The organism is bacterium, assembly GCA_030697645.1.
Lineage (GTDB): Bacteria > Patescibacteriota > Minisyncoccia > Phycocordibacterales > VMGT01 > JAUYPI01.
In genome coordinates this window covers 19,209-41,810 of the sequence record JAUYPI010000003.1, presented here as the reverse complement: position 1 = coordinate 41,810, position 22,602 = coordinate 19,209, and the positions used below count along the sequence as shown (strand labels likewise).

General features: G+C 53.3%; 21 protein-coding genes, 3 rRNA genes and 1 other annotated feature. Of the genes, 2 read left to right on the top strand and 22 right to left on the bottom strand.

What is annotated here, in order from left to right; translation table 11 throughout:
* Window positions 1-89: 89 nt before the first annotated feature.
* From Q8R39_00575 to rpsS, 22 genes are all read right to left on the bottom strand, one after another.
* Window positions 90-854 carry a hypothetical protein gene (locus Q8R39_00575; protein ID MDP3734907.1) on the bottom strand — a complete coding sequence of 255 codons (765 nt, stop codon included), beginning with the start codon at window positions 852-854 and terminating at the stop codon, window positions 90-92.
* 258 nt (window positions 855-1,112) lie between these two features.
* Window positions 1,113-2,507, bottom strand: coding sequence for a phosphoribosylamine--glycine ligase (gene purD, locus Q8R39_00570; GenBank protein MDP3734906.1), 1,395 nt, complete (start codon window positions 2,505-2,507; stop codon window positions 1,113-1,115).
* A 274-nt stretch (window positions 2,508-2,781) separates the two neighbouring features.
* A 5S ribosomal RNA gene (gene rrf / locus Q8R39_00565) occupies window positions 2,782-2,887 on the bottom strand.
* A gap of 282 nt (window positions 2,888-3,169) precedes the next feature.
* A 23S ribosomal RNA gene (locus Q8R39_00560) occupies window positions 3,170-5,464 on the bottom strand.
* Between the two features lie 79 nt (window positions 5,465-5,543).
* On the bottom strand, window positions 5,544-5,822 hold the full coding sequence (locus tag Q8R39_00555; GenBank protein ID MDP3734905.1) for a hypothetical protein: 279 nt from the start codon (window positions 5,820-5,822) through the stop codon (window positions 5,544-5,546).
* Between the two features lie 4 nt (window positions 5,823-5,826).
* The gene (locus tag Q8R39_00550; protein MDP3734904.1) at window positions 5,827-6,015 is read right to left on the bottom strand and encodes a hypothetical protein; all 189 of its coding nucleotides are present in this window, start codon (window positions 6,013-6,015) and stop codon (window positions 5,827-5,829) included.
* 335 nt (window positions 6,016-6,350) lie between these two features.
* Window positions 6,351-6,531: a sequence feature (23S ribosomal RNA rRNA prediction is too short), on the bottom strand.
* Window positions 6,532-6,588: 57 nt separating this feature from the next.
* A 23S ribosomal RNA gene (locus Q8R39_00545) occupies window positions 6,589-10,617 on the bottom strand.
* Window positions 10,618-11,253: 636 nt separating this feature from the next.
* Complete coding sequence (locus Q8R39_00540; GenBank protein MDP3734903.1) at window positions 11,254-11,709, bottom strand: uL15 family ribosomal protein; 456 nt, start codon at window positions 11,707-11,709, stop codon at window positions 11,254-11,256.
* Between the two features lie 183 nt (window positions 11,710-11,892).
* Window positions 11,893-12,534, bottom strand: a complete 642-nt coding sequence (locus Q8R39_00535) for a 30S ribosomal protein S5 (protein MDP3734902.1) — start codon at window positions 12,532-12,534, stop codon at window positions 11,893-11,895.
* Window positions 12,535-12,645: 111 nt separating this feature from the next.
* Window positions 12,646-12,990, bottom strand: coding sequence for a 50S ribosomal protein L18 (gene rplR / locus Q8R39_00530; protein MDP3734901.1), 345 nt, complete (start codon window positions 12,988-12,990; stop codon window positions 12,646-12,648).
* Between the two features lie 95 nt (window positions 12,991-13,085).
* Window positions 13,086-13,622: a 50S ribosomal protein L6 gene (gene rplF, locus Q8R39_00525; GenBank protein ID MDP3734900.1), complete on the bottom strand. Its 537-nt coding sequence runs from the start codon at window positions 13,620-13,622 to the stop codon at window positions 13,086-13,088.
* Window positions 13,623-13,793: 171 nt separating this feature from the next.
* The gene (gene rpsH / locus Q8R39_00520) at window positions 13,794-14,180 is read right to left on the bottom strand and encodes a 30S ribosomal protein S8 (GenBank protein MDP3734899.1); all 387 of its coding nucleotides are present in this window, start codon (window positions 14,178-14,180) and stop codon (window positions 13,794-13,796) included.
* Window positions 14,181-14,278: 98 nt separating this feature from the next.
* Entirely contained in the window at window positions 14,279-14,464 is a 186-nt protein-coding gene (locus tag Q8R39_00515; GenBank protein ID MDP3734898.1) for a type Z 30S ribosomal protein S14, read from the bottom strand.
* 202 nt (window positions 14,465-14,666) lie between these two features.
* Complete coding sequence (gene rplE / locus Q8R39_00510; GenBank protein ID MDP3734897.1) at window positions 14,667-15,197, bottom strand: 50S ribosomal protein L5; 531 nt, start codon at window positions 15,195-15,197, stop codon at window positions 14,667-14,669.
* 196 nt (window positions 15,198-15,393) lie between these two features.
* The gene (gene rplX, locus Q8R39_00505; GenBank protein MDP3734896.1) at window positions 15,394-15,702 is read right to left on the bottom strand and encodes a 50S ribosomal protein L24; all 309 of its coding nucleotides are present in this window, start codon (window positions 15,700-15,702) and stop codon (window positions 15,394-15,396) included.
* Between the two features lie 157 nt (window positions 15,703-15,859).
* Window positions 15,860-16,231 carry a 50S ribosomal protein L14 gene (gene rplN, locus Q8R39_00500; GenBank protein ID MDP3734895.1) on the bottom strand — a complete coding sequence of 124 codons (372 nt, stop codon included), beginning with the start codon at window positions 16,229-16,231 and terminating at the stop codon, window positions 15,860-15,862.
* A 114-nt stretch (window positions 16,232-16,345) separates the two neighbouring features.
* Window positions 16,346-16,603, bottom strand: coding sequence for a 30S ribosomal protein S17 (rpsQ, locus tag Q8R39_00495; protein MDP3734894.1), 258 nt, complete (start codon window positions 16,601-16,603; stop codon window positions 16,346-16,348).
* A gap of 156 nt (window positions 16,604-16,759) precedes the next feature.
* A complete protein-coding gene (gene rpmC / locus Q8R39_00490; protein ID MDP3734893.1) occupies window positions 16,760-16,969 on the bottom strand; it encodes a 50S ribosomal protein L29 in 210 nt (69 codons plus the stop codon).
* An 11-nt stretch (window positions 16,970-16,980) separates the two neighbouring features.
* On the bottom strand, window positions 16,981-17,397 hold the full coding sequence (rplP, locus tag Q8R39_00485; GenBank protein ID MDP3734892.1) for a 50S ribosomal protein L16: 417 nt from the start codon (window positions 17,395-17,397) through the stop codon (window positions 16,981-16,983).
* Window positions 17,398-17,565: 168 nt separating this feature from the next.
* Window positions 17,566-18,228, bottom strand: coding sequence for a 30S ribosomal protein S3 (rpsC, locus tag Q8R39_00480; GenBank protein MDP3734891.1), 663 nt, complete (start codon window positions 18,226-18,228; stop codon window positions 17,566-17,568).
* A gap of 157 nt (window positions 18,229-18,385) precedes the next feature.
* Window positions 18,386-18,709 carry a 50S ribosomal protein L22 gene (gene rplV / locus Q8R39_00475; protein MDP3734890.1) on the bottom strand — a complete coding sequence of 108 codons (324 nt, stop codon included), beginning with the start codon at window positions 18,707-18,709 and terminating at the stop codon, window positions 18,386-18,388.
* A 110-nt stretch (window positions 18,710-18,819) separates the two neighbouring features.
* A complete protein-coding gene (gene rpsS / locus Q8R39_00470; protein MDP3734889.1) occupies window positions 18,820-19,164 on the bottom strand; it encodes a 30S ribosomal protein S19 in 345 nt (114 codons plus the stop codon).
* Window positions 19,165-19,542: 378 nt separating this feature from the next.
* Between rpsS and Q8R39_00465 the strand changes: the two genes are divergently transcribed.
* Together Q8R39_00465 and Q8R39_00460 are read left to right on the top strand one after the other, a co-directional pair.
* On the top strand, window positions 19,543-21,705 hold the full coding sequence (locus Q8R39_00465) for a valine--tRNA ligase (GenBank protein ID MDP3734888.1): 2,163 nt from the start codon (window positions 19,543-19,545) through the stop codon (window positions 21,703-21,705).
* Window positions 21,706-21,801: 96 nt separating this feature from the next.
* Window positions 21,802-22,479: a PrsW family glutamic-type intramembrane protease gene (locus Q8R39_00460; protein ID MDP3734887.1), complete on the top strand. Its 678-nt coding sequence runs from the start codon at window positions 21,802-21,804 to the stop codon at window positions 22,477-22,479.
* The last annotated feature ends 123 nt before the right edge of the window (window positions 22,480-22,602 follow it).

Genomic DNA, 22,602 nt, shown 5'->3' with positions numbered 1-22,602 from the left:
TTTGACATTTGACGACGACGGGCGCTCTCGTTCGTGGTCAATGGTCAAATGTTACATGTCAATTGTCTTATTCTCTCTCTTATTTTCTCTCACTCCAATGGGACGGACGGAAACAGATCAACCTTCCCTACCCGCGCAGGTAGGGGCTCCGGCCAGGTGAACGTGATAGTCGCGACGCGGTTTTTCCCGAGCTGGTCAACCACGGTGCGAGAGGTCGCGACGATGCTCCCCTCGGGAGAATAGAGCAGGGCTACGACCGTAATGTCGCGTATCGTCTCAACGCCGGTATTCACGAGCTCAGCGGTGACGCGCGGAGCTGTCATTTCATGCGACAGCGAAACATTTTGCACGGTCAGCGCGGCTGCGCGGTGCTCCATTTTCTCCCAAATCGGCTCGTCAGTGAATGCGAAGAATGTCCGAGCCGGAGGCCGCGCGCCGACCACAAGTCCCCCGGCAAAGATAGGGATGCGCGTCTGCGGCGGAAGCGAGATCGTGCCGCGCTCCTCGAGAATGAGCACATTGCGGCTGTCGTAGAGCTTAAACGAGTACGGCACGTTGCGCGCGCCGGCGCCCGCGTTGCGGTTTTCAATGAGCGCGGCAGCGTTGTAGACCGTCTCGGTCACGCGCGTTGCTCTCGCCCAAAGTACAAGCGGTGCCGCAGCCTCCATGCCACAGAGAAGCGTACACGGCCCGCCGCAGTCAACGCCGCTCTCACCCTGGTTGCGCGTGCGGTCAAAGCACGTCGGGGACCTCCCGAGCAGAGTGAGCGTGATCGGCACCCCCACAAGAAGCGCGAGGAACCCGATTCCAAGTAAAGCGTAGCCGAGCTGATGGCGGAGGGACCAGAGACTCATAGGTGCGAGCTTATAGCTTTTAGCTTATAGCTTTTAGATGAAAAAGGGAAGCAGGCGCGACCAAGGGTCGCGCCTGTAAGAGATCACGTTAAACAAATCTGCGAATTACAAGGAGTACTATAGCGACGCCTCCAAGGAACAACACTGGCCACACGCCAGTACCGGTCAAATCAGAGAGGAATGCCGCACCGGTGGTGACCGCTACCATAACAAGAAACGCCAGCAGTACGGGTCGCATAGCCATCTTCAACAGGGTCTTCAGCGCTGTTTTGTCCATGTACTATCCTTTTTTAGGAACCCAATGTCCCTGCGGAAATACATCCCAGGCCAAAAAATTTTTTCGACCGCAGTATACGCTCTCTCCAATGCGTCTTCGTGCGTATCACCTTCTCCCACGACACTTAACACACGGTTACCGTCGAGCGCCTGAAACCCGCCGTCGCTCCCGCGAACTGTGCTCGCGTGATAGACGCGCGTGTGGGGCAGCGTCGCGACAACATCGAGCCCTGCAATCACGTGCCGACCGTGCTTTTTTTCTTTCGCATACCCATCACTGGTGAGAACGACGCAGACCGCATATCCCGACGATTCTCCTCCCGGGAGCACAAACGATGCCAGTTCACGATACTCGCCTGTGAGGAACCTCCTTCCCGATGCGCACGCGAGGAGCAGGGGCACGATATCGCCCGGGATCAACGGAAGGATCACCTGCGCCTCAGGATCGCCGAACCGCACGTTAAACTCGAGGACGTACGGTTCATCCTCGACAATCATAAGACCTATATAGAGCACGCCATTAAATGGCGTACGGCGCGCGCTCATGCCGGCGAGTGTCGGACGCACGATACGATCAATGATTTTCTTATACAGCGCCGCTGTAATGCGGACTGGTGCATATGCCCCCATCCCGCCGGTCATCCAGTTATCGCCAAGAGCCCCGTCCTCCGCTGATGCGTAGAGAAATTTATAATCCTGCGCCGTGGGGAGAACCACAAACTCCTCGCCGCGAGCAACGACATGGAACGAGAGCTCTTCCCCTCCGAGGTACTTCTCGAGCACAAGTCCTCTGCCGCCGTCACCGAAACGCCACTCTTCAAGATGAGCACGGATGCTCGCCTCCGCTTCCTCGGGCGTACGGACGATGGTCACCCCCTTGCCGCCAGCGAGACCATCCTGCTTGATAACGAGCGGCCCCTTTACGCGACGAAAGTGCTCCTCGGCATACCCGAGGACCGAGGCGAGACACACATCATCACCACAGAAAACTGCCCCCGAGGCCGTCGGAATCCCGAGACCCCACATGAGTTGCTTGGCAAAAATCTTCGACGCCTCGAGCCTCGCTGCAGCCATCGTCGGCCCGACAATCGGCAAACCCCACTCGAGAAATCGATCGACAACGCCGAGGGCAAGAGGAATTTCTGGACCAACGACCGTAAGATCAACGCTTACACACTTTGCAAACGAACACAGGCCGTTTATGTCACTCGCCTGTATATGTACAGGCTCGAGCGAGAAACCACTCGATCGAAGGGTCACCATCTCCATCCCCGCATTTCCGGGTGCTGCGTAGAGCGTCTCCACAAGTGGACTTTCCGCAATCTTTGCCGCAAGCGCGTGCTCCCGAGCGCCAGAGCCGACAATCAAAATTTTCATCACAAATCCTCCTGTTGTCGACGTTCTCAGTGGAACAAAGCCGTTACGGACAACCACAATGAGTATCGCACGTCGTACGGCAAAATCGGGCTGTATATCGCCGCAAGAAGAAAACCAACCAAAAGCATACAAAGTCCGGACAACCACCAATTCATAGTCGCTCCTTAAGGATACACGCTCCTCGCTCTACAACACATTCTTAAAGCAAATACTCCACCAAGACCTCTGTCTTGCTGGAGTATTGCATAAAGATAGATAGACATCAAACGCCGCGTGCTGGCGACGAGCTACTCTCCCCTTTCGAGTACCATCGCCTCAGCCGGGCTTAACTTCTGTGTTCGGAATGAGAACAGGTGTGGCCCCGGCGATAAATCACCAGCACGCGGCGTTCGAAACGTCGCGAAAAAATAAGCAAAAAGAAGCAGGTAAAAGTTTTTCAACACCCCCATGTGCTCGACACGGAATTTTCAATTATCAATTTTCAATTTTCAATAAATTTTCAATGAGTCAATTTTCAAACGACGAGCGACATCCGGCGTCGTGTTTGGAAATTGGAAATTTGGTCATTGGAAATTATTTGGAAATTGTAAAATTGGAAATTGGAAATTCCGCACCGAGCCCGAGCGAGGTACGACGCGGTTCCTCTATTCCTCACAGGAATTTCGGCGGATTAGTACACCTCGGCTAAACGCATTACTGCGCGTACACCTGGTGCCTATCAACGTGGTCATCTCCCACGGGCCGATGCCGCCGCATCGCGCGAAGCGCGATGCGGAAATTTCGATATATCGAAATATCGATATGTCCGCATCACACTCCGTGTGATGCGGCGACGCGATTCCTCATCTTGGGATTGGCTTCCCGCTTAGATGCTTTCAGCGGTTATCCATTCCGAACATAGCTACTCGGCGGTGCCCCTGGCGGGACAGCCGATAGACCAGAGGTTCGTTCATTCCGGTCCTCTCGTACTAGGAACGACTCCCCTCAAGAATCAACGCCTGCAGCAGATAGGAGACCAACCTGTCTCACGCATGTTTCCACACATTACTGTGTGCATTGGACTATACCTTTCTCCGATAAAATCGGAGGGCTGACATGTAGTCTCTACGGGGTCACGCGGACTTCCCTCGGTGTTGTCCTGTGTAAAACAGGGTTCCACCGATATAGTCAGCTTCTTCGTCCCGCATTACTGCGGGCGACCGCCGTGATATGATTGGTCTCGCCCACCATAGCTTTAGCGATAGTGGGGTTCCTTGGCCGACGCACTGTATAGTGCGTTTAGGCCTTTTTCATTTTTCATAGACGAAAAGTTTCGATGCGGGTTCAGACTGTCCAATCCATGACTCATGATTCTTCATTCATAATTCACGTCCTGGACGGTCTGAACCCAGCTCGCGTACCTCTTTAAATAGCGAACAGCTATACCCTTGGGACCTCAGTTTGTGTTTGCCCGTATTACTACGGATATCAGACTATGCCTTCACCGTAGTCCGCCTCTGAGACGGACCGTAGGTGCGAGCCGTATTATAGAACCCGTGGCGATGGTTCTATCTCATCCCGCATTTTGCGGGATTCAGTCGTTAGAGGGCCACACTAATTACCAGTTACTAGGAACTAATTACTAGTGGGCTTCCTACGGCGTTAACCTTTAACTCAAGGCCTTCACCGTTTTGAGCTCGTTTATTACCCTCGCGTTTCCGCGAAGGAGAGAAGGTCTGTTTTCTCCAGCCCCGGGATGAGGTGAGCCGACATCGAGGTGCCGAACACCGCCGGCGATATGGCACTTCATGATTACTCATGAGGTAGACTATACCTTCGTCCCTTTCGGGACGGTGACGTTTTACTGCGGCTTTTTAAGCCCGCAGTCCCCGCAGTGAAATGCGGAAGTCGTTACGGGGAGAACTTGTAGCGCATGCTCGGAATAATCAACGGGGACACCAGTGCTCGAAAGCGCGGCATGCTTTTCTCGCACACGCGCAAACGGTACTGGGCTTTATCTCGATTGATTGTCGCCGTTATCCCGAGTTTAGCTTGTAAAAGAAACACGAGCAGTTCGTGCTCTTCTCTTCTGAAGCATTGCGTATTCAGTCGAACTTGTTTTCCGTCTCGCGTGCCGTCGTCCATAAACCACACGGCGAACACGAGTGGCGTCAACCAGCCCTCAAGCATTTCTGGAATTATTTTTCGATTGCCAACATAGAACACACGACGCAACTCGTCGAAGTACGGGTGAGATACGGTGCGAAAATAGTACGATCGATCACATGTATTCGGCCTCGAGTTCGTAAACGACTCGAGCTCCTGATACTTCCAATTAACATACTCACGCTGTCCTATCCCGTGATTGACCCGGAACGCATATCCTCGCGTTGTCCGTGCCAAATGTCCGTCTCCTAGGAGAGATCCGATAACGATCTCACGCTGCCTCTGGTCGAGAGGTAGCACACGAGCGCGTTGTGCGCGTTTTGTTTCCATATAACAAATTTCAAGTTCTCTTACCCTCGGTATTGTCCAGCTGACGCAATTACGAATTATCAACTACTAATTCGAAATTGGGAATTAGAAATTGCAAATTGCGAACGCTGGATTTCACCGATTTGAGTCACAGTTTACTCTGACGTTGCCGCCAGAGGGAGCCTCATTGACTCTTGGGCGGTACCAGCCTGTTATCCCTAGAGTAGCTTTTATCCGTTAATCTTCGGCCGCTTCTAAAGCGAACCGTCGGTTCACTAGGCTCTGCTTTCGCATCTGCTTGGCATGTACGCCTCGCAGTGAAGCCGGCTTGTGCCCTTACACTATCGGCACGGTTTCCATTCGCGCCTAGCCGACCTTAATAGACTCCTCCGTTACTTTTTAGGCATTGTTGTTGCCCGCCGCGCTCCGCGCGGAAGTTTAAATGTTTAAATATTTAAATTTCCGTGCGAAGCACGGCGCGGGCACGTCATTTCTGCGTGCCTCTCCATGTCGCCATGGAGATCAGACTATATCTTTTCCTTACCGACGAGCGAAATCGCCCGTCGGTAAGGAATCCTGCGTTTAGTCGTTGAGGGTGAGATAATTAACTACCAGCCAAAGACATTTTTTCAGCGTCTGCTTAGCTAATCGTTCTCTTTCTTTCTCTGTTTCTCCTGCAGGCACTGATACATGATACGCCACCGTATCTAACTTGAAGCGTTCAGACTTGTAATCGTGTAAAATATCGTCTAACTCCTTTACAATATTTATCTTTGTCTTTGTTTCACCAAGATCATCCACTGGTGTTGCTGCACTCATTGGTAATTTTCTCCTTCCCTGCTGGTTGGCCGCACTGGTCACATTTTCACCATGTTTTGATCCGTCGCAGTAACCCTGAAAGGGTAACGGTGACTTCGTGCTTAACTTTTGATCCGTCCTCTTTCGTTATTCCATGCTCCCAAAGATACTTGCGCGCTTCTCGAAGCGCACGGTGATCATCTTTTTCGGTGAACATAATTTCCTCATTCGTTTGGATCTGTAAAAGATAATACATGTATCATCCTCCTCTCATGGTAGTGCCAGATACGCCGGCTGTTCCAGCAAATAGCAAGATGTTTGCCCGCATGTTGCCATACGGGATCCCCTTCGCCGCGCGCGGCGCGGAAGCTCCAAGCTCCAAGTGTTAAATTTCCAAACAAATTCCAAATCTCAAATTCAAAATCTCAAACATGAACGTTTGAACATTGGAAATTGAAACATTGGACATTTTATTGGAAATTGGTTATTGGAAATTGGAAATTCTGTGCCACGCACGGCTTCGAACCGTCAGGAATAAATGACGATCCGGGACGACGCTGCGAAAGGCCTCCTTTCGCAGAACTTTCAGGATGTCGCCCCAACAAAACTACCCACCAGATACTGTCCCTCGCCGTTTTTGCCGTCGAGGTTAGAGCGTACACTCCCACAGAGTGGTATTTCACTGACGGCTCCACGCTGCCCGAGAGCAGAGCTTCAAAGCCTCCCACCTATGCTACGCAGTGGAAACATACGACCAATATCAAGTTATAGTAAAGCTTCTAGGGTCTTTTCGTCTAGCTGCAGGTACCCGGCATCTTCACCGGGATTGTATTTTCACCGGGCTGTTCCCCGAGACAGTCCCCCACTCGTTATGCCATTCGTGCGCGTCCCTAATTAGAGGACAAGGAATTTCGCTCTTCGCTTTCCTTCTTGCGAAGGACCATATCTTCACCCGACACCACTTTTTGGTTTCAGCTAAGACTGAAACCAAAAAGTGGTGTCGGAGCACGACGTATGGCCTCTCATGTGAGTCGTGGTGCGGACTAATTCGTGCGTTACCGCACGATAAGGTAGCTTGCACTTTCTGTTTACCGCTATAATAGTCCCAGTCCTCACGACTCCCTTGAAAAATCAAGAGAGCCGTGACCTTAGGACCATTATAGTTATGGCCGACATTCACCGGGGCTTACAGCGGCCAGCAACCGCATCGCGCGAAGCGCGATGCGGACATATCGAAATTTCGAAATATCGATATGTCCGCATCACACGCCGTGTGATGCGGTCACCACCACTGTTTGACCTTCCGGCATTGGTCAGGCATCACCCCCTATACATTCTCTTGCGAGTTCGCAGGGAGCTGTGTTTTTGGTAAACAGTCGGCAGGGGTACTTTCGCTGCGGCCTCATCGGAGCTGAAAGAAGGAGGGGATATCAGAGACATCCCCCGATTGATTGAAGGAGTAGACCATGCATACTTGCTACTCCGGAAATTGGGTTCGGAGGTTATCACTCCCAATATCCCAGAAAGTATCCATGATCTACCCCATTGGTCGGGTTGGAGCGGCGTGGACTTCAACCACTCGGCAGGGCGGGAGATTTTTACAGAACCTTGCAAGGGAACGTAGCAACCTCTCATGGGTCACCCACGTATTGCAGGAGAACTCTCCGGCCTGACCGCTCCATTGGACTGGCGGAGCAAATCAGACAAGCGCTATTTTACACGGCATGGAAGCACTCGACTAAACGCCCGATTTGCTCCACTGAACTCAACCGGAAACTCGGTTTTTAAGCGAATTTCCGGACGAAAACGATCAAGGGTGGTATTCCACTGACGGCTGGTATTTCTATTGGATTTTTCGCCGCTCCAATAATTCAGCCTCCCACCTATGCTATCCATTGATCGTCTCCTTAAAGAACAAAATTTTCCTTCTTTCAGCCCCGACAAGGCAAGCCTTATCCCGAAGTTACGGCTGCTTTTTTGCCGAGTTCCTTGGGGAACACTCACCCGTTCGCCTTGGTCTTCTCGACCTGCCCACCTGTGTCGGTTTGCGGTACGGACCGAATCCACCTAGCCTTAGTGGTTTTTCTTGGAAGGCTCTTCGCGAGGATTTCCCGGGGCGAACCCCGGAATTTCTACCGCGCTCGACGGTACCGCCGCACCTCGCTACACTCGGTGCGGCGGACATTTCGAAATATCGACATATCGAAATGTCCGCACCGAATGCAATGAGGTGCGGCGGCGTGCCGTCCGGATTTACCTAGGCGGCGCGTCTTCGCACGGGCGACGCAAATCCAATAATGCGCCCCCGCTTATCTCCTCCGTCACCACATCGAAATGGATCCGGGTCACGGAATATTAACCGTGTGTCCATCACCTCCGGCTTTCGCCATCGGCTAAGGCCCGACTAACCCTTGGCTGATTGTCATCGCCAAGGAAACCTTGGGCTTTCGGCGTGCGGGGCTTTCACCCGCATTGCGGTTACTTGTGCCAACATTCTCACTCCTGCACGCTCCACACGGAGCTCACGCCCGTGCTTCATTGCGGGTGCAGGATGCTCTCCTACCACACCGCGCGCAGCGCGGAAATATCGAAATTTCGAAATATCGATATGTCCGTGCTGCGCACGGCATCCTCAGTTTCGGTTCGGCGCTTAAGCCCCGTGAATCTGCGGCGCAGAAACCCTCGATGAGTGAGCTGTTACGCTTTCTTTAAAGGATGGCTGCTTCTAAGCCAACCTCCTCACTGTCTGTGGGTCTCTACTTCCTTAAGATGCACTGAGCGCCGTATTAGGGACCTTAACTGGAGATCAAAGGCTCTTCCCTTTTTGACCAATGGAGCTTAGCCCCCATAGTCTAACTGCCCTGCTATCCGCCGCACCTCGCTACACTCGGCGCGGCGGACATATCGAAATTTCGAAATATCGATATGTCCGCACCGAATGCAATGAGGTGCGGCGTGCTTCCGGTATTCGGAGTTTGATTGGAAAGACGAGATTGCTCCCTATTCTTTCCATCCAGTGCTCTACCCCCGGAAGGAACACAGAACGCTAGCCCTAAAGCTATTTCGGAGAGAACCAGCTATTACCGAGTTCGATTAGCTTTTCACTCCTTGCCACAGGTCATCCGACAGTTTTGCACGGCTGACCGGTTCGGGCCTCCAGCGATGTTTCCATCGCCTTCACCCTGCCCATGGCAAGCTCACCCGGCTTCGGGTCTGGCGTTTGCTGCTGTACCTGCTCATATTTTTGGACTCTTGACAAATTAATACATTTATACTAATTTGTTGTATAGAGAACCCCCCATCCCCCTGGCACCTCATTCGAGATTGGAGACGAAAATGAACCTTAAAGGTCATATCATTATTGGTATCGTTGCTGGTGTTTTCTATCTTCTCGGGTATTTCGTCCCAAGGTGGATATATTGGCCGCTTTTGATCTGTATTGCACTTGCTTATTTCCTTGTTCCAGGCTCTTTCCTTCAAAAGCTCATTCCAGATAAAATCTGGTTCTTCCTCACAAGGTGAGGAAGACGCTCTTCCTTGGACTCAGGGATAAACCGCTACGTTTAACATGAACGTGGCGGTTTCAGTTAACTTCCACTAATAAAAATCCAAAAATATGAGCAGGCGATCGCGCTTTTAACACTCGGTTTCCCTATGCCTTCCCGCGACAAGCGGTTAGACGGGCAACAAACGACAACTCGTTGGCTCATTCTTCAATAGGCACGCCGTGACCGCCGCACCTCGCTACACTCGGCGCGGTGGACATTTCGATATATCGATATTTCGAAATATCGAAATGTCCGCACCGAATGCAATGAGGTGCGGCAGCTCCGACTCCTTGTACGCATATGGTTTCAGGTCTATTTCACCGCCCTCACCGGGCTGCTTTTCACCTTTCCCTCACGGTACTTGTTCACTATCGATCTCCACACGTATGTAGCCTTGGCAGTTAGTCCTGCCAGATTCCCTCGGGCTATTCATGTCCCGAGGTACTCACGAACAACAGCAAAGAAGGTGGCGTGCTTTCGCGTACGGGGCTATTACCCGCTGGGGCTCTGCTTTCCAGCAGATTCCGCTAACAAACCACTTTGTAACTTCTCTAGTTAAACTACGCCGTTGCCGTACAACACCGCGCGCAGCGCGGAAATATCGAAATTTCGAAATATCGATATGTCCGTGCTGCGCACGGTTTAGGCTCCTCCCGTTTCGCTCGCCGCTACTAAGGGAATGGCCGCGCTCCGCGCGGAAATTTCGATATATCGATATTTCGAAATGTCCGTGCGAAGCACGGTTGTTTTCTTTTCCTCCAGGTACTGAGATGTTTCACTTCCCTGGGTATGCCTCTGCCTGTATGTTTTGACTCTTGACAAAAATATACTTATAGTATAAAATATTCGTGACGTAAGCTCACGGGGTGAGTTTAAAGTTCTTACCTTAGATTAGGAGCAATGCCATGCACAATAACAGGCATCCCCATTCCTTACTCAGAACGGAAGAGCAGGAAGTGCCCGCGCAAGCGCTGGGGGCTGCAAATCGCGAGCTCAATAAAAACAACAAATATTGGTATATGCTCGCAGCATTGCTTTTACTACTCGCATTCTCCCTCATCCTCTATGTAAGTTAAGGATCGAGGGCGAGTTCGAAGCGGCCGACTGCTCTGACGTCAGGTGTCAGACAGTCGGTTTTTTGTCAAAAATCAAAAGTCAAAACATACAGGCAGATCAATGCGTTTTATGCAAAGGGGTTTCCCCATTCGGAAATCTTCGGATCAAAGGTTACCAGGCACCTCCCCGAAGCGTATCGCCGCCAGGCCGCGTCCTTCATCGCCATGTGGAGTCTAGGCATCCACCATATGCGCTTCCATTCCTGTGAGGAACGGAAAAACCGCTACCGCGCTCCGCGCGGAAATTTCGATATATCGATATTTCGAAATGTCCGTGCGAAGCACGGTTTTACCTGCTTAATTTGATTCTTTTTGCTTTAGCCCGCCACCGGCACCTCGATATATCAAAATTTCAAAATATCGAAATTAAAAACGCTCCATGCGTTCTTGCCGTGGGGCCTATTTTGTTGACAAAGAATCAATCGTCCAATCGTTCGGACAAAACAAAAACCGCTCACCTTGAGCGGATGGGACGAACACAGTCTACCAAAGACGAGTGTCAGCTCCTCCGCTTTTTGTGTAGTTTAGTCAATCTACTCATACGTAAAATCACTATATACACCCTTTCGTCCCCTGTCAAACTCGCCTACTGTTGACAAACTTCCCCGCGTTCGGCGTATACGAGTTAGAAAATTCTCGAGGGACAAGGATGGACAATCGTTGTGGCGGTAGTCGACGGAAGACGCGGATTAGCAAGGGTTTTTCAGGGGTTGCCCGTGCAAATCTGCATATTCCATCAGGTGAAGACCGGGACCCGGTATCTCACCAGAAGACCGCAATCACGAACCGCGCAGCAAGCTGCGCGGTTCGTGATTTTTAATTTTTGATTTTTTACTTTTGATTTATTCCCCCTCCCGCTCCCTCAATCTTCGCCCTCGCCGAAGCGGAGACACTGCAGCCGCTCACCGTGAGCGCCTTGGTGAGCGCGCCGTCGCTGAGGATCTTCACAAGCGGCATTTTGCCGCCGCGCTTCGAAATGAGACCTGCCGCGATGAGCGAGGCGGGAGTAACGCGCGCGCCTCCCGCAAACGTGCGCTCGAGCGCGGAGACATTCAGAACGAGCGGCCGCACGCGCGAAGAGTTCACGCCGCGCGCGCGGTTCTTGCCGTAGCCGCGGCGCTTCGGGAGCTTCTTCAGGATGTCGCGGAGCTCGGGGCGCATCCGGTGCCCGGCGCGAGAGCGCTGCCCCTTCGTGCCGCGTCCCGAGGTCTTGCCGCGCTTGCCGCCGCGGCCGACGCGCCGTGCGTGTTTATGAGTATGTGTTCGCGATAATTGATGGAGTTGCATACGATACGAATTTCCAATTTCCAAAAAACCCGTCTCCAAACAAATCTCAATGCTCAAAATCCAATTTCCAAACACGACGTGCGTGTTTGAGATTTGATGCATTGGAATTTGAAGTTTGTTTGGAACTTGTTGGTTGGAGCTTGGAATTTATTTGGTTTGGAGCTTGTGGGTTCCCAATTCGCTTTATGCCTTGATTTTTGTCGAATGCGACACAAACTGCTCAAGCGCCTTCACCGCCGCCCGCGCATTGTTCAACTTATTTTTACTCCGTGAATGAATTTTCGCGGACACGTCGGTGATGCCCGCGAGCTCAAGCACGCTCCTCACCGAGCTCCCCGCGACGAGGCCGCGTCCGCGGACGGGCGTGAACTCCACAATGCTCGCGCCATACTTCGCTGCGGTGTCGTGAGGGATCGACTTGCTCTCGGTGAGCGGGATGACGATAAGATTTCTACGGGCATCGCGCGTTGCCTTCTCGATCGCAAGCGGCGTGTCCCCAGCCTTGCCGAGGCCGACGCCGACCGAGCCGGCGCGATTCCCGACGACAATCGTCACGCTGAAAGAAAATCGGCGCCCACCGGAAACAACGCGCGCGACACGGCGGATGTCGAGAATCTTTTGATCGAACTCCGGCTTGTACTGACGTGAACGGTCTGATGTTTCGGGCCCGCCGCGGCGCGGGCGGCGCTCTGCGCCGCCGCGCGGGCCACCAGCGCGCCCGCCGCGCTGAGGGCGCGCGCGCTCAGGACGAGCGCCTCCTTGCCCGCGTGGCGGTCTCGCCCCGCGCGCTCCTCCTCTTTGTCCTTGTGGTCTTTGATCTGGCATAAATTTCTAGCTTTTAGCTTATAGCTGTTAGCTTTTAGAGATACTGCGGTACACGCGCGTTGCGACGTAGTCGTTCGAAGCTTCTAAAAGCTATAAGCTAACAACTAAAAGCTAAAATACAAGTCCTCCTGATCTCGCCCCTTCTGCGCATGCCGCAATCCTCCCTCTGAAGCTAAAGCCACCACGGTCAAACACCACGCGCTCGATGCCTTTTGCGCGCGCGGCTTTTGCAAGCTGCTCACCTGCCACCCGGGAGCGCTCGACCTTGCTCCCCGAGCCGATACCGCGACTCATGATGCCAACGATCGTTTTCGCCGTACGGTCATCAACAAGCTGCACGTGAAGATAGCGATTGGACTTATACACGGCGAGACGGGGACGCACGGAGGTACCGCGTACCTTCGCGCGGATGCGTTTGTGGCGACGAATACGTTGTGTCTGTTTTGTTGGGCGCATATATTTGTTTTATTTTGGAAAGTAGAAAGTGGAAGGGAGAAAGTAGACTACAATCTACTCTCCACTTTCCACTCTCTACCCTCTCGTTACACCCGTTACACCGATTTCTTCCCCTGCTTCCTACGCACGACCTCACCCTCATAGCGAATCCCCTTGCCCTTGTACGGCTCCGGCTTCTTGAGCGCCCGGACCCGCGCTGCAAATTCCCCCACGAGCTCCTTGTCCGCGCCGGTAATCGTGATGGTGCCCTTCTCCACCTTTGCCGCAATCCCTTTCGGTATCGCGACTTTCACCGGGTGCGAAAAGCCGAGCTGGAGCGTCAGCGTCTCGCCTGCGGCCTCTGCCCGAAAGCCGACGCCCTCTATCACCAGCTTCTTCACAAACGGCTCGCGCACGCCCTGGATCATGTTGCGCAGGTGCGCCGCGTAGGTGCCCCAGAGCGCGTGGGCGAGCTCGGTCTTCGCTCTCGGCGCGAGAAGGAGCGCATTGTCATCTTTACGAATCTCGATCTCCGAACGAAAAACACGCGCGAGCGTACCGTGCGCACCGCCGACAGTAATTTCACCGCCGTCGCCGAGGGTGACGTCAACGCCCACGGGAATCGTGATAGGTTGTTTGCCGTAACGAGACATAGTATAGTCTGAATTTTCAATTTACAATTTCCAATTTTCAATCAATTTTGCAATGAATCAATTTTCAAACACGTCGACATTCGTCCGCCACTCGTCATTGCGTCATTGAAACATTGAAAATTGAAAATTTTAGCTTCTCAAAAAAAGCGGTTACTTTACTCCATAAATGTTTTACCAAATGGTGAACAGCGCCTCCCCTCCCACATGCTCTTTCCGCGCTTCCTCGCCGGTCATGATGCCTTTTGGGGTCGAGAGTACTAGCCGCCCGAAACCCTGCCGCACGCGGCGAATGCCGTCAGCGCCGAGGTAGACTCGCCGCGAGAGCTTCGAGAGGCGTCGCACGCCGCGGATCCCGGAGTTTCCCTCCCCAGAGCGCAGCATGCACTCGAGCATTTTTTTGCCGCGGCGCGTGCGACGCGTCACGCCGCCAAGAAAACCCTCGCGCGCAAGGAGCGTCGCGATCGAGAACTTCATCTTTGAATACGGCACAAAAACCGAGGGCTTCCGCGCGCTCCCCGCGTTTTTGAAACGTATCAACATGTCGGCGATAGGATCCATGGTTACTGGGGACTAGTCACTGGTAACTAGTCACTAGGACGCGACGCCATCCCGTCCCCAGTTACCAGTTACTGATTACTAACCCCTCGTTAAAAAAATCACCAGCTCGACTTTCTAATGCCCGGTATCATCCCTTCATTCGCGAGCTCACGGAAGCAGATGCGGCAGAGATCGAAGTCACTCATATAGCCGCGCTTCCTGCCACACCGAAAACACCGCCGCACGACCCGCGAGCGGAATTTGGGGGGCTTCAAAGCCCGTGCAATGACCGATGTCTTCGCCATACCTTTCCAAAAGCAATGAAGAAGCCCGCAGCTCAGTGGGCTCGGGCTTTATAGTAGCGAAACTCCGCGCTGAAGTCAAACGCGCATCGTCACGCCAAAAAAAAGACAGCGCCCCGAACGGTCGGAACCGCAGGGACGCGCGATCGATTGCAAACGAAGCAAAAAACCATTCACTTCTCCGAAAACTATAGTCGAACACGAGTCACTTTGTAAACGGCATGCCGAGGTGCTCAAGGAAAGCGAGCGCCTCGTCTCGCGTATGGGCTGTGGTAACAATCGTCGCCGCAAAGCCGAAGATGTCGCGCGACTCCTCGTCCGCGCTCTCGGGGAAGATAATGTGCTCCGAAATGCCGACGGTGCAGTTGCCCATCTCGTCAACAGAACTGCGCGCAACACCGCGGAAGTCACGCGTGCGCGGCAGGGCAATCGAGATAAGCCGCGTGAGGAAATCGCGCGCCCGTCGACCGCGGAGCGTCACCTGGTAACCCACGATGTCCCCCTGCCGCGACTTGAACGAAGCGATCGCTTTCTTTGCGGCGCGGGGTGCCGCCTTCTGCCCCGTGATCTTCGCGAGCCGGTCTGCAATCAGCGCGAGCCGCTTCTCGTCTTTGCTCACGCGGCCCGCGCCGACCGAGACGACAATCTTCACAAGGCGAGGAGCCTGCCATATGTTGGTATAGCCAAAACGGTCTTTGAGAGCGCCGAAAGCGCTTTGTAATTTTTCGGTAACCATACGTTCACTAATTTCCAAATTCCAAAAAAACCCGTCTCCAAACAAATCTCAATATTCAAAATCCAATTTCCAAACACGACGTGCGTGTTTGAGATTTGATGCATTGGAATTTGAAATTTGTTTGGAGCTTGTTGGTTGGAGCTTGAAATTTTTTACTGTTTTTTTTTGCGCTTTTCGCTTTGCGCTTTACGCTTATTCAGATGAGTGCGGCTCCACTTTTTTTGGCGAACCTTATTTTCTTTCCTCCCTCCATCCTGTACCCCACCCGCGTAGGCTTCCCTGTCTTCGGGTCAACAAGCATCACGTTCGAGATATGAATCGGGTGCGCAAGATCGACAATCTGCCCTTTCTCATTCGCGCGACGCGGACGGCGGTGACGCTTCCGCATATTGAGGCCGTCAATAATCACCTGCTCGCTCGCAGGAAGCGCGCGCGTTACCGTGCCGGTGCGACCACGGTCTTTGCCGGAAATAATTATGACATTGTCACCACGATGCAGTTTCATGACGATGGGTTCCCACGCCGCTAAAAATTTTCAATTTTCAATTTTGCAATTTTCAAATAATTTTCAATGCTCCAATGACTCAATGACGGACTATGTCGTGTTTGAAAATTGAGCCATTGCAAAATTGATTGAAAATTGTAAATTGAAAATTCCCAAACTATACCACCTCGGGGGCAAGAGATATTATTTTCTGGTATCCCCTCTCCGCAAGCTCCCGCGGCATCGGGCCGAAGATGCGATTCGCGCGCGGCTCGAGCTTGCCCTTCTCAATGAGCACCACGGCGTTGTCATCAAAACGCACGTACGAACCATCCTTCCGGCGAAAGGGCTGCCGCTGCCGCACGACGACCGCGTGGCAGATGTCTTTCTTCTTCACAGTCTTTCGCGGCTCCGCGACCTGCACCGAGAGAATGACCACGTCCCCGAGACGCGCGTACCTGCGGCGCGATCCGCCGGGCACCTTGAAGATGCGTCCGATCTTGCCGCCGGAATTGTCCGCTATAGTGACGATGGTTTGGGGCTGGATCATGTAAGTGGGGACTCGTAACTAGTAACTGGTAACTAGGGGCGACATCGCCTCTTGCTATTGTTACAGTCACGCCAAATTGCCGGCTGCTAGTTACGAGTTACTGATTACGAGTCCCTACGGGGCAACGATAAAAGATTTTCGTTTAGACAGGGGCCTGGTCTCCCGTATGGTGACAGTATCTCCCGTGTGATGCGTGTTGCCTGCATCATGCGCGAGATACTTTTTCCGACAGCGCACATACTTGCCGACGCGCGGGTGCTTCACGTAGCGCGTCACCACAACCGCGACGGTGTCGCGCATTTTGTCGGAGACAACGGTACCGCGTAGCACCCTGCCGCCTCTAACATGGGACTTTATATTAGAAGTTACCATATCTCTAAAAGTAATCGCCGCTAAAAATTTTCAATTTCCAATTTCCAATTTTCAATAAATTTTCAATGCTCCAATGAGTCAATGACGAACGATGTCGTGTTTGAAAATTGAGTAATTGCAAAATTGATTGAAAATTGTAAAATTGAAAATTGGAAATTACGCTGCCCCACGCACCCCACTAGTGGAACGGCGCTCCAACTCCGTCAATATCCTCGCCACATCTCTCCTCACATTCCGTCCCTCGTGCACATTCTTCACCTTGGCACCCGAGGAGGCAAAACGAAATGCGCGAAGCGTCTCGCGTTTCTCGCGAAGAGCCTTGGCGAGATCGACATCGGATATATCTTTATACGTCGCTTTTTTCATAAAGTAAAGGACTACGCACTCACTGCCCGTGTCTTCACTGGCATCTTGCTCGCGGCCTTACGAAGCGTATCAAGCGCCGCCTCGCGCGCAAGGCCATCTATCTCAAAGAGTATCCGTCCGGGCAGCACCTCGACTTCAAAGCCCTGCGGGTCGCCCTTTCCCTTGCCCATGCCTACTTCCGGGGGCTTCGCAGTATACGGACGGTCCGGAAATATCCGGATCCACACCCGGCCGGACTTCGCAACGCCCCGCGAGAGCACGCGACGCGCCGCCTCGATTTGCGTCGAACGGATCCTGCCGTAACTCGTCGCGCGCAAGCCCCACGACCCGAATGCGACCGTCGTGCCACGCGAGGCGACGCCAACCTTCGAGAGATTACGCCGGTGTTTCTGCCACTTACGATGTTTTACTTTTTTGGGAAACAACATAGTCGAAAATTTTCAAGTCCCAATTTTCAATTTTCAATAAATTTTCAATGTTTCAATGACTCAATGACGAACGACGTCGTGTTTGAAAATTGATTCATTGCAAAATTGATTGAAAATTGAAAATTGTAAATTGAAAATTCTTTCATCACCATCTTCACGTCCTTTACTTTACTTCTGAAACACCTCTCCTTTATAGATCCACACCTTCACACCGATATCGCCCTGCGGAATCGTAGCTCGAAGCCGAGCGAAATCTATGTCTGAGCGAAACGTCTGAAGCGGAATCCTACCCTTACGCACGTCCTCCTGCCGTGCCATATCGGCACCCCCGAGCCTGCCGGAGAGCTTTATGCGCACGCCAAGTACATCCCGATTCGCCATCACTTTCTCCACGATTTGTTTGAGCACACGGCGAAACGGCATGCGCTTCTCGAGGCCGTCCACAACCATGTAGCCGACGATTTTCGCGTTCGACTCCGGCGAGCGCACCTCCTCAATGTCGAGTTTGATGTCTCCCGCGCTCTCAAGGAGACCGCGGCGCTTCTTGAGGAAATTCACGATGTCGCCGCGAAGGCGCGTCGCGCCCTCGCCACTGCGGCCGATGAGGAGCCCCGGGCGCGTCGTTTTCACGATGATGCGGAGCATGTGCGCGCCGCGCTCCATCTCAATCGTACTCACATAGAGCCCGCGCAGGCGCTTCTCAAGATACTCGCGAAGCAACACGTCGCCCCGGAGACGCGTTTTGTATTGTTCACCCAACGCCCACCAGCGCGACTTCCAGTCGCGAATGATGCCGAGGCGGTGGGCGTAGGGGTGGACGGTGTGAGACATACGTTGAAATTTTCAATTATCAATTTTCAATGTTTCGACGACGAGCGACGGATAAACGTCGACGTGTTTGAAAATTGAGTCATTGCAAAATTGATTGAAAATTGAAAATTGTACATTGAAAATTCGACTCTATAACCTAACCCTGCAAACTTAAAAATCATTCGCCCAAAGTAATACTTATATGCGAGGTTCTCTTACGAATCGGCGTCGCCCTGCCGCGCGCGCGAGGCATCGAGCGTTTGAGAACCGCGCCCTTGTTCACGGTGATCTCGCGGACGGCAAGCCCGTCGGGATCAGCGCCGAAATTCTGCCGCGCATTCGCAACCGCGGACTCAAGCAATTTTCTGATCGGCGCCGCCGCGCGCTTCTCAAGAAACGAGAGCACGGTGAGCGCCTCGCTGACCCGCTTGCCTCGGATTGTATCAGCAACAAGTCGCACTTTACGCGGCGACTGACGATAGGTTTTGAGGGTGGCTCTCATAAAACGAGGGACTGGTAATCAGTAACTGGTAACTAGAAACGAGCGACGAGAACCGATACAGAAGAAGTCCCTAGTTACTAGTGACGAGTTACTAATCCCTAAAATAAACACTACTTCTTCACTCCCGCCGGCTCTTTCGCCGCTTTTGCCGCGGCGAGCTCGGCTTCTTTCTTTTTGGTCTCGATCTCCTTCTGCATCTTGCCGCCGTGTCGCACGAACTTGCGCGTCAACGAAAATTCGCCGAGCCGCTGCCCCACCATCTCCTCGCTCACGAATACTGGTATATGCTCTCGTCCATTATGCACGCCAAACGTGAACCCGACCATCTCGGGGCTGATTTGGCTCCGGCGCGCCCAGGTGCGGACGGGCTGCTTGAAGTCCTCCGGCTTCTTGCCGGAGATTTTCTTCAGGAGCTTCGCGTCCACATAGGGACCTTTCTTCAGCGACCGTGACATACTAAAACAAGCCCGCCCGTGGACGAGCTCAACATTCATCCTAGCAAAGAAAGGCGTCTTGTCAAACTTCAAACGGCACACGGTAATCACTCACGCCCGTCATTTAATGCATTGCGAGCGATTTGGCCGAAGCCGCGAGCGAAGCCCTACATCAGACAGTGCAGAGCAAAGCATGGCGGGAAGCAATCCAGTTGTTGAACCGTAATCTTTATCGTAATCGTACATTTGCAATAACAAAGCGATCGCAGTGTTATTGCAAATGCAACACAAAAAGGCCCTCACGGCGTCATTACCGTGTAGTACTGTGTAATAGGATCGCCGCGCGAGCATGGTACGCAAAGCCGATCCGATCCGTTGCGGCGTACGGGCGATCTTTGTATGATAATGCCTATGGCAGACGAGCGGCTTAAAAAGCCATACGATCACCGCGAGTGGGAGGCGGCACTCTACCGGAGGTGGGAGGAGAGCGGTTTCTTTAACCCGGACAAACTCCCGGGCGGGCGCGATACGGCGTTTACGCTCATCATGCCGCCGACGAACGCGAACGGTAATCTCCATGCGGGCCATGCACTCGTCATGACGATCGAGGACATTCTCGTGCGCTACGAGCGTATGCGTGGCAAGCGCGCGCTCTGGCTCCCGGGCAATGACCACGCGGGATTTGAAACGCAGGTGGTGTACGAAAAAAAACTCGAAAAAGAAGGACGCTCCCGCTTCGATATGCCGCCGCAGAAACTCTATGATGAAATCATGGAGTTCACCCAAGCCAACCGCGCGAACATCAACGGCCAAGTACGCCGTCTCGGCGCCTCATGCGACTGGTCCCGCGAGAAATTCACCTTGGACGAGGATGTCGTGCGCACCGTCTACCAGACATTCAAAAGGCTCGCCGACGACAAGCTCCTCTACCGCGGCAAGCGGATCGTAAGCTGGTGCCCGAAGCACCAAACGTCCTTCTCCGACCTTGAAATCAAGGACGAAGAGCGCACCGATGCATTTTACTATCTCAAATACGGGCCGTTTACGATCGGCACCGCGCGGCCGGAAACGAAGTTCGGCGACAAATATGTGGTTATGCACCCGGATGATGAACGCTACCGGAATTACCGAGATGGCGAGACTCTGGAGCTCGAGTGGATCAATGGACCGGTCAGGGCGACTGTTATCAAGGACACTGCTATTGACCGAGATTTCGGCACTGGCGTCATGACCATCACTCCCTGGCACGACGCCGTCGACTTTGAGATCGCCGAGCGGCACGGGCTCGATAAGGAGCAAGTCATCGATTGGGGCGGAAAGCTGCTTCCCATCGCCGGAGAATTCGCTGGCATGCACATCAAAAAGGCGCGGCCGCTCATCGTTGAGAAACTAAAACAAAAAGGGCTGCTCGACCATGTCGACGAGAGCTATAAGCACACGGTGCGTGTCTGCTACAAATGCGACACGCCGATTGAGCCGCAGATAAAACCGCAGTGGTTCATACGCATGCAACCGCTCGCCGCGCGCGCGAGAACGGCGATCGAAAGCGGCGAAGTTGTCTTCATTCCCGACTACTATAAAAAGATAGTACTCCACTGGCTCGAGAACATCATTGATTGGAATATCTCACGGCAAATCGTCTGGGGCATCCCGATCCCCGCTATGCTCTGCGAGCACTGCGAGGATGGCTTCGTTGATCTCGAAGGAAACATCGGGGTGTGTCCACGCTGCGGCGGAGCAGTACGAAAAGACCCCGATACGTTCGACACCTGGTTCTCTTCAGGCCAGTGGCCGTTCGCGGCGCTCGGCTACCCGGACTCAAGCGATTTCAAAACCTTCTTCCCCACCGATGTGCTTGAAACTGCGGGAGAAATTATCTTTTTTTGGGTGTCGCGCATGACCATGCTCTCGCTCTATGTGACGGGCCAGGTCCCGTTTCGCACCGTTTATCTCCATGGGCTCGTCCTTGACGCGCATGGGAAAAAAATGAGCAAATCGAAAGGCAACGTCATTGATCCCCTCACCATCACCGAAAAATATGGTACCGACGCGCTCCGCATGGGACTCATTGTTGGTAACACTCCAGGCACTTCGCTCGCGCTTGCCGAGGATAAGATAAAGGGGTACAAGCATTTCTCAAACAAGCTCTGGAACATCGCGCGGTTTGTTGTTGAGAACGCCGAAGGAACGATACAAAATACAAGATACAAAATACAAGATACAGACGAGGGCGACAACAAACTCCTCGGCGAGCTTGACGAGCTCTCGCGCGAGGTTACCGACGACATGGAACACTTTCGACTTCACGTCGCCGCGGAGAAGCTCTACCACTACGTCTGGCACACGTTTGCTGATAAAATTATAGAGGAGGCGAAGCCGCGCCTGAGGGGAGAGGACGCGAAGGATGCGCGTGTGGCGGCGCTACTCCTCGACTCCCTCCTGCGCCGAGTCCTCATCCTCCTCCACCCATTCATGCCCTTTCTCACCGAGGCGATTTGGCAGATCATACCGAGGCGCGAAGGCGAGGAGAAATTGCTGCTCGTAGAACGATGGCCGAAGTAAACACCAGGTGCACGGTGCCCAGTGCAAGGTGCAACACTCGATGCATACTAGTAATTCCCGCCGTGTACCGTGCACTTTGCACCTAGTACCAAAAACATGCACCTAACAACCATTCTGTACGCCGCCCTCGGCGGTTTCCTCCCTGCCCTCTTTTGGCTTTGGTTCTGGCGCCATGAAGATCGCAAGCGCCCGGAGCCGCGCGGGATGATTGCGCTCGCGTTCGTCGCGGGGATGCTCGCGGTGCCGCTCGTGATCCCCCTGGAGCGCTGGGTGTGGAGCATCTACGGCGCGTCGAGCACTACTATCATACTTTGGGCCGTCATAGAAGAACTCGCAAAATACGCTCTAGCGGCAGTGCTCGTCCTCCGGAGTCGCTACGTTGATGAGCCGATAGATGCGCTGATCTACCTTATGACGACCGCGCTCGGGTTTGCGGCGCTTGAAAACGCCTTCTTCCTCATCGGTCCACTCACGGAGGATGGGTTCCTCGCCGGGCTCGTGACCGGGAACCTCCGCTTCATCGGCGCGACCCTCCTCCACACGCTCTCCTCCGCAGCAATCGGCGGCGCGCTCGCGCTCTCATTCCACCGCCACCGGAGCGTCCGACACCACTACCTTCTCGTCGGGGTCCTCGCCGCGGTCATCTTGCATGCGCTCTTCAATCTCCTTATAATCACCTCAAACGGCTCCGCCCTCTTCTCCGTCTTCGCGTCAGTCTGGGCAGGTATGGTTGGGCTTATCATCCTGTTTGAGAAAATAAAACGGAGAGGATGAAAACGTGCAACAAGCAGTATGCAGTAAGCAGCAAGCGTTCGCCGACCTTGTTAGCAGTTATTAACTAGATGCTAGGTTATAGGTGTTAGGTTTTGACGATAAAACGAGAGCCTATAAGGGAGC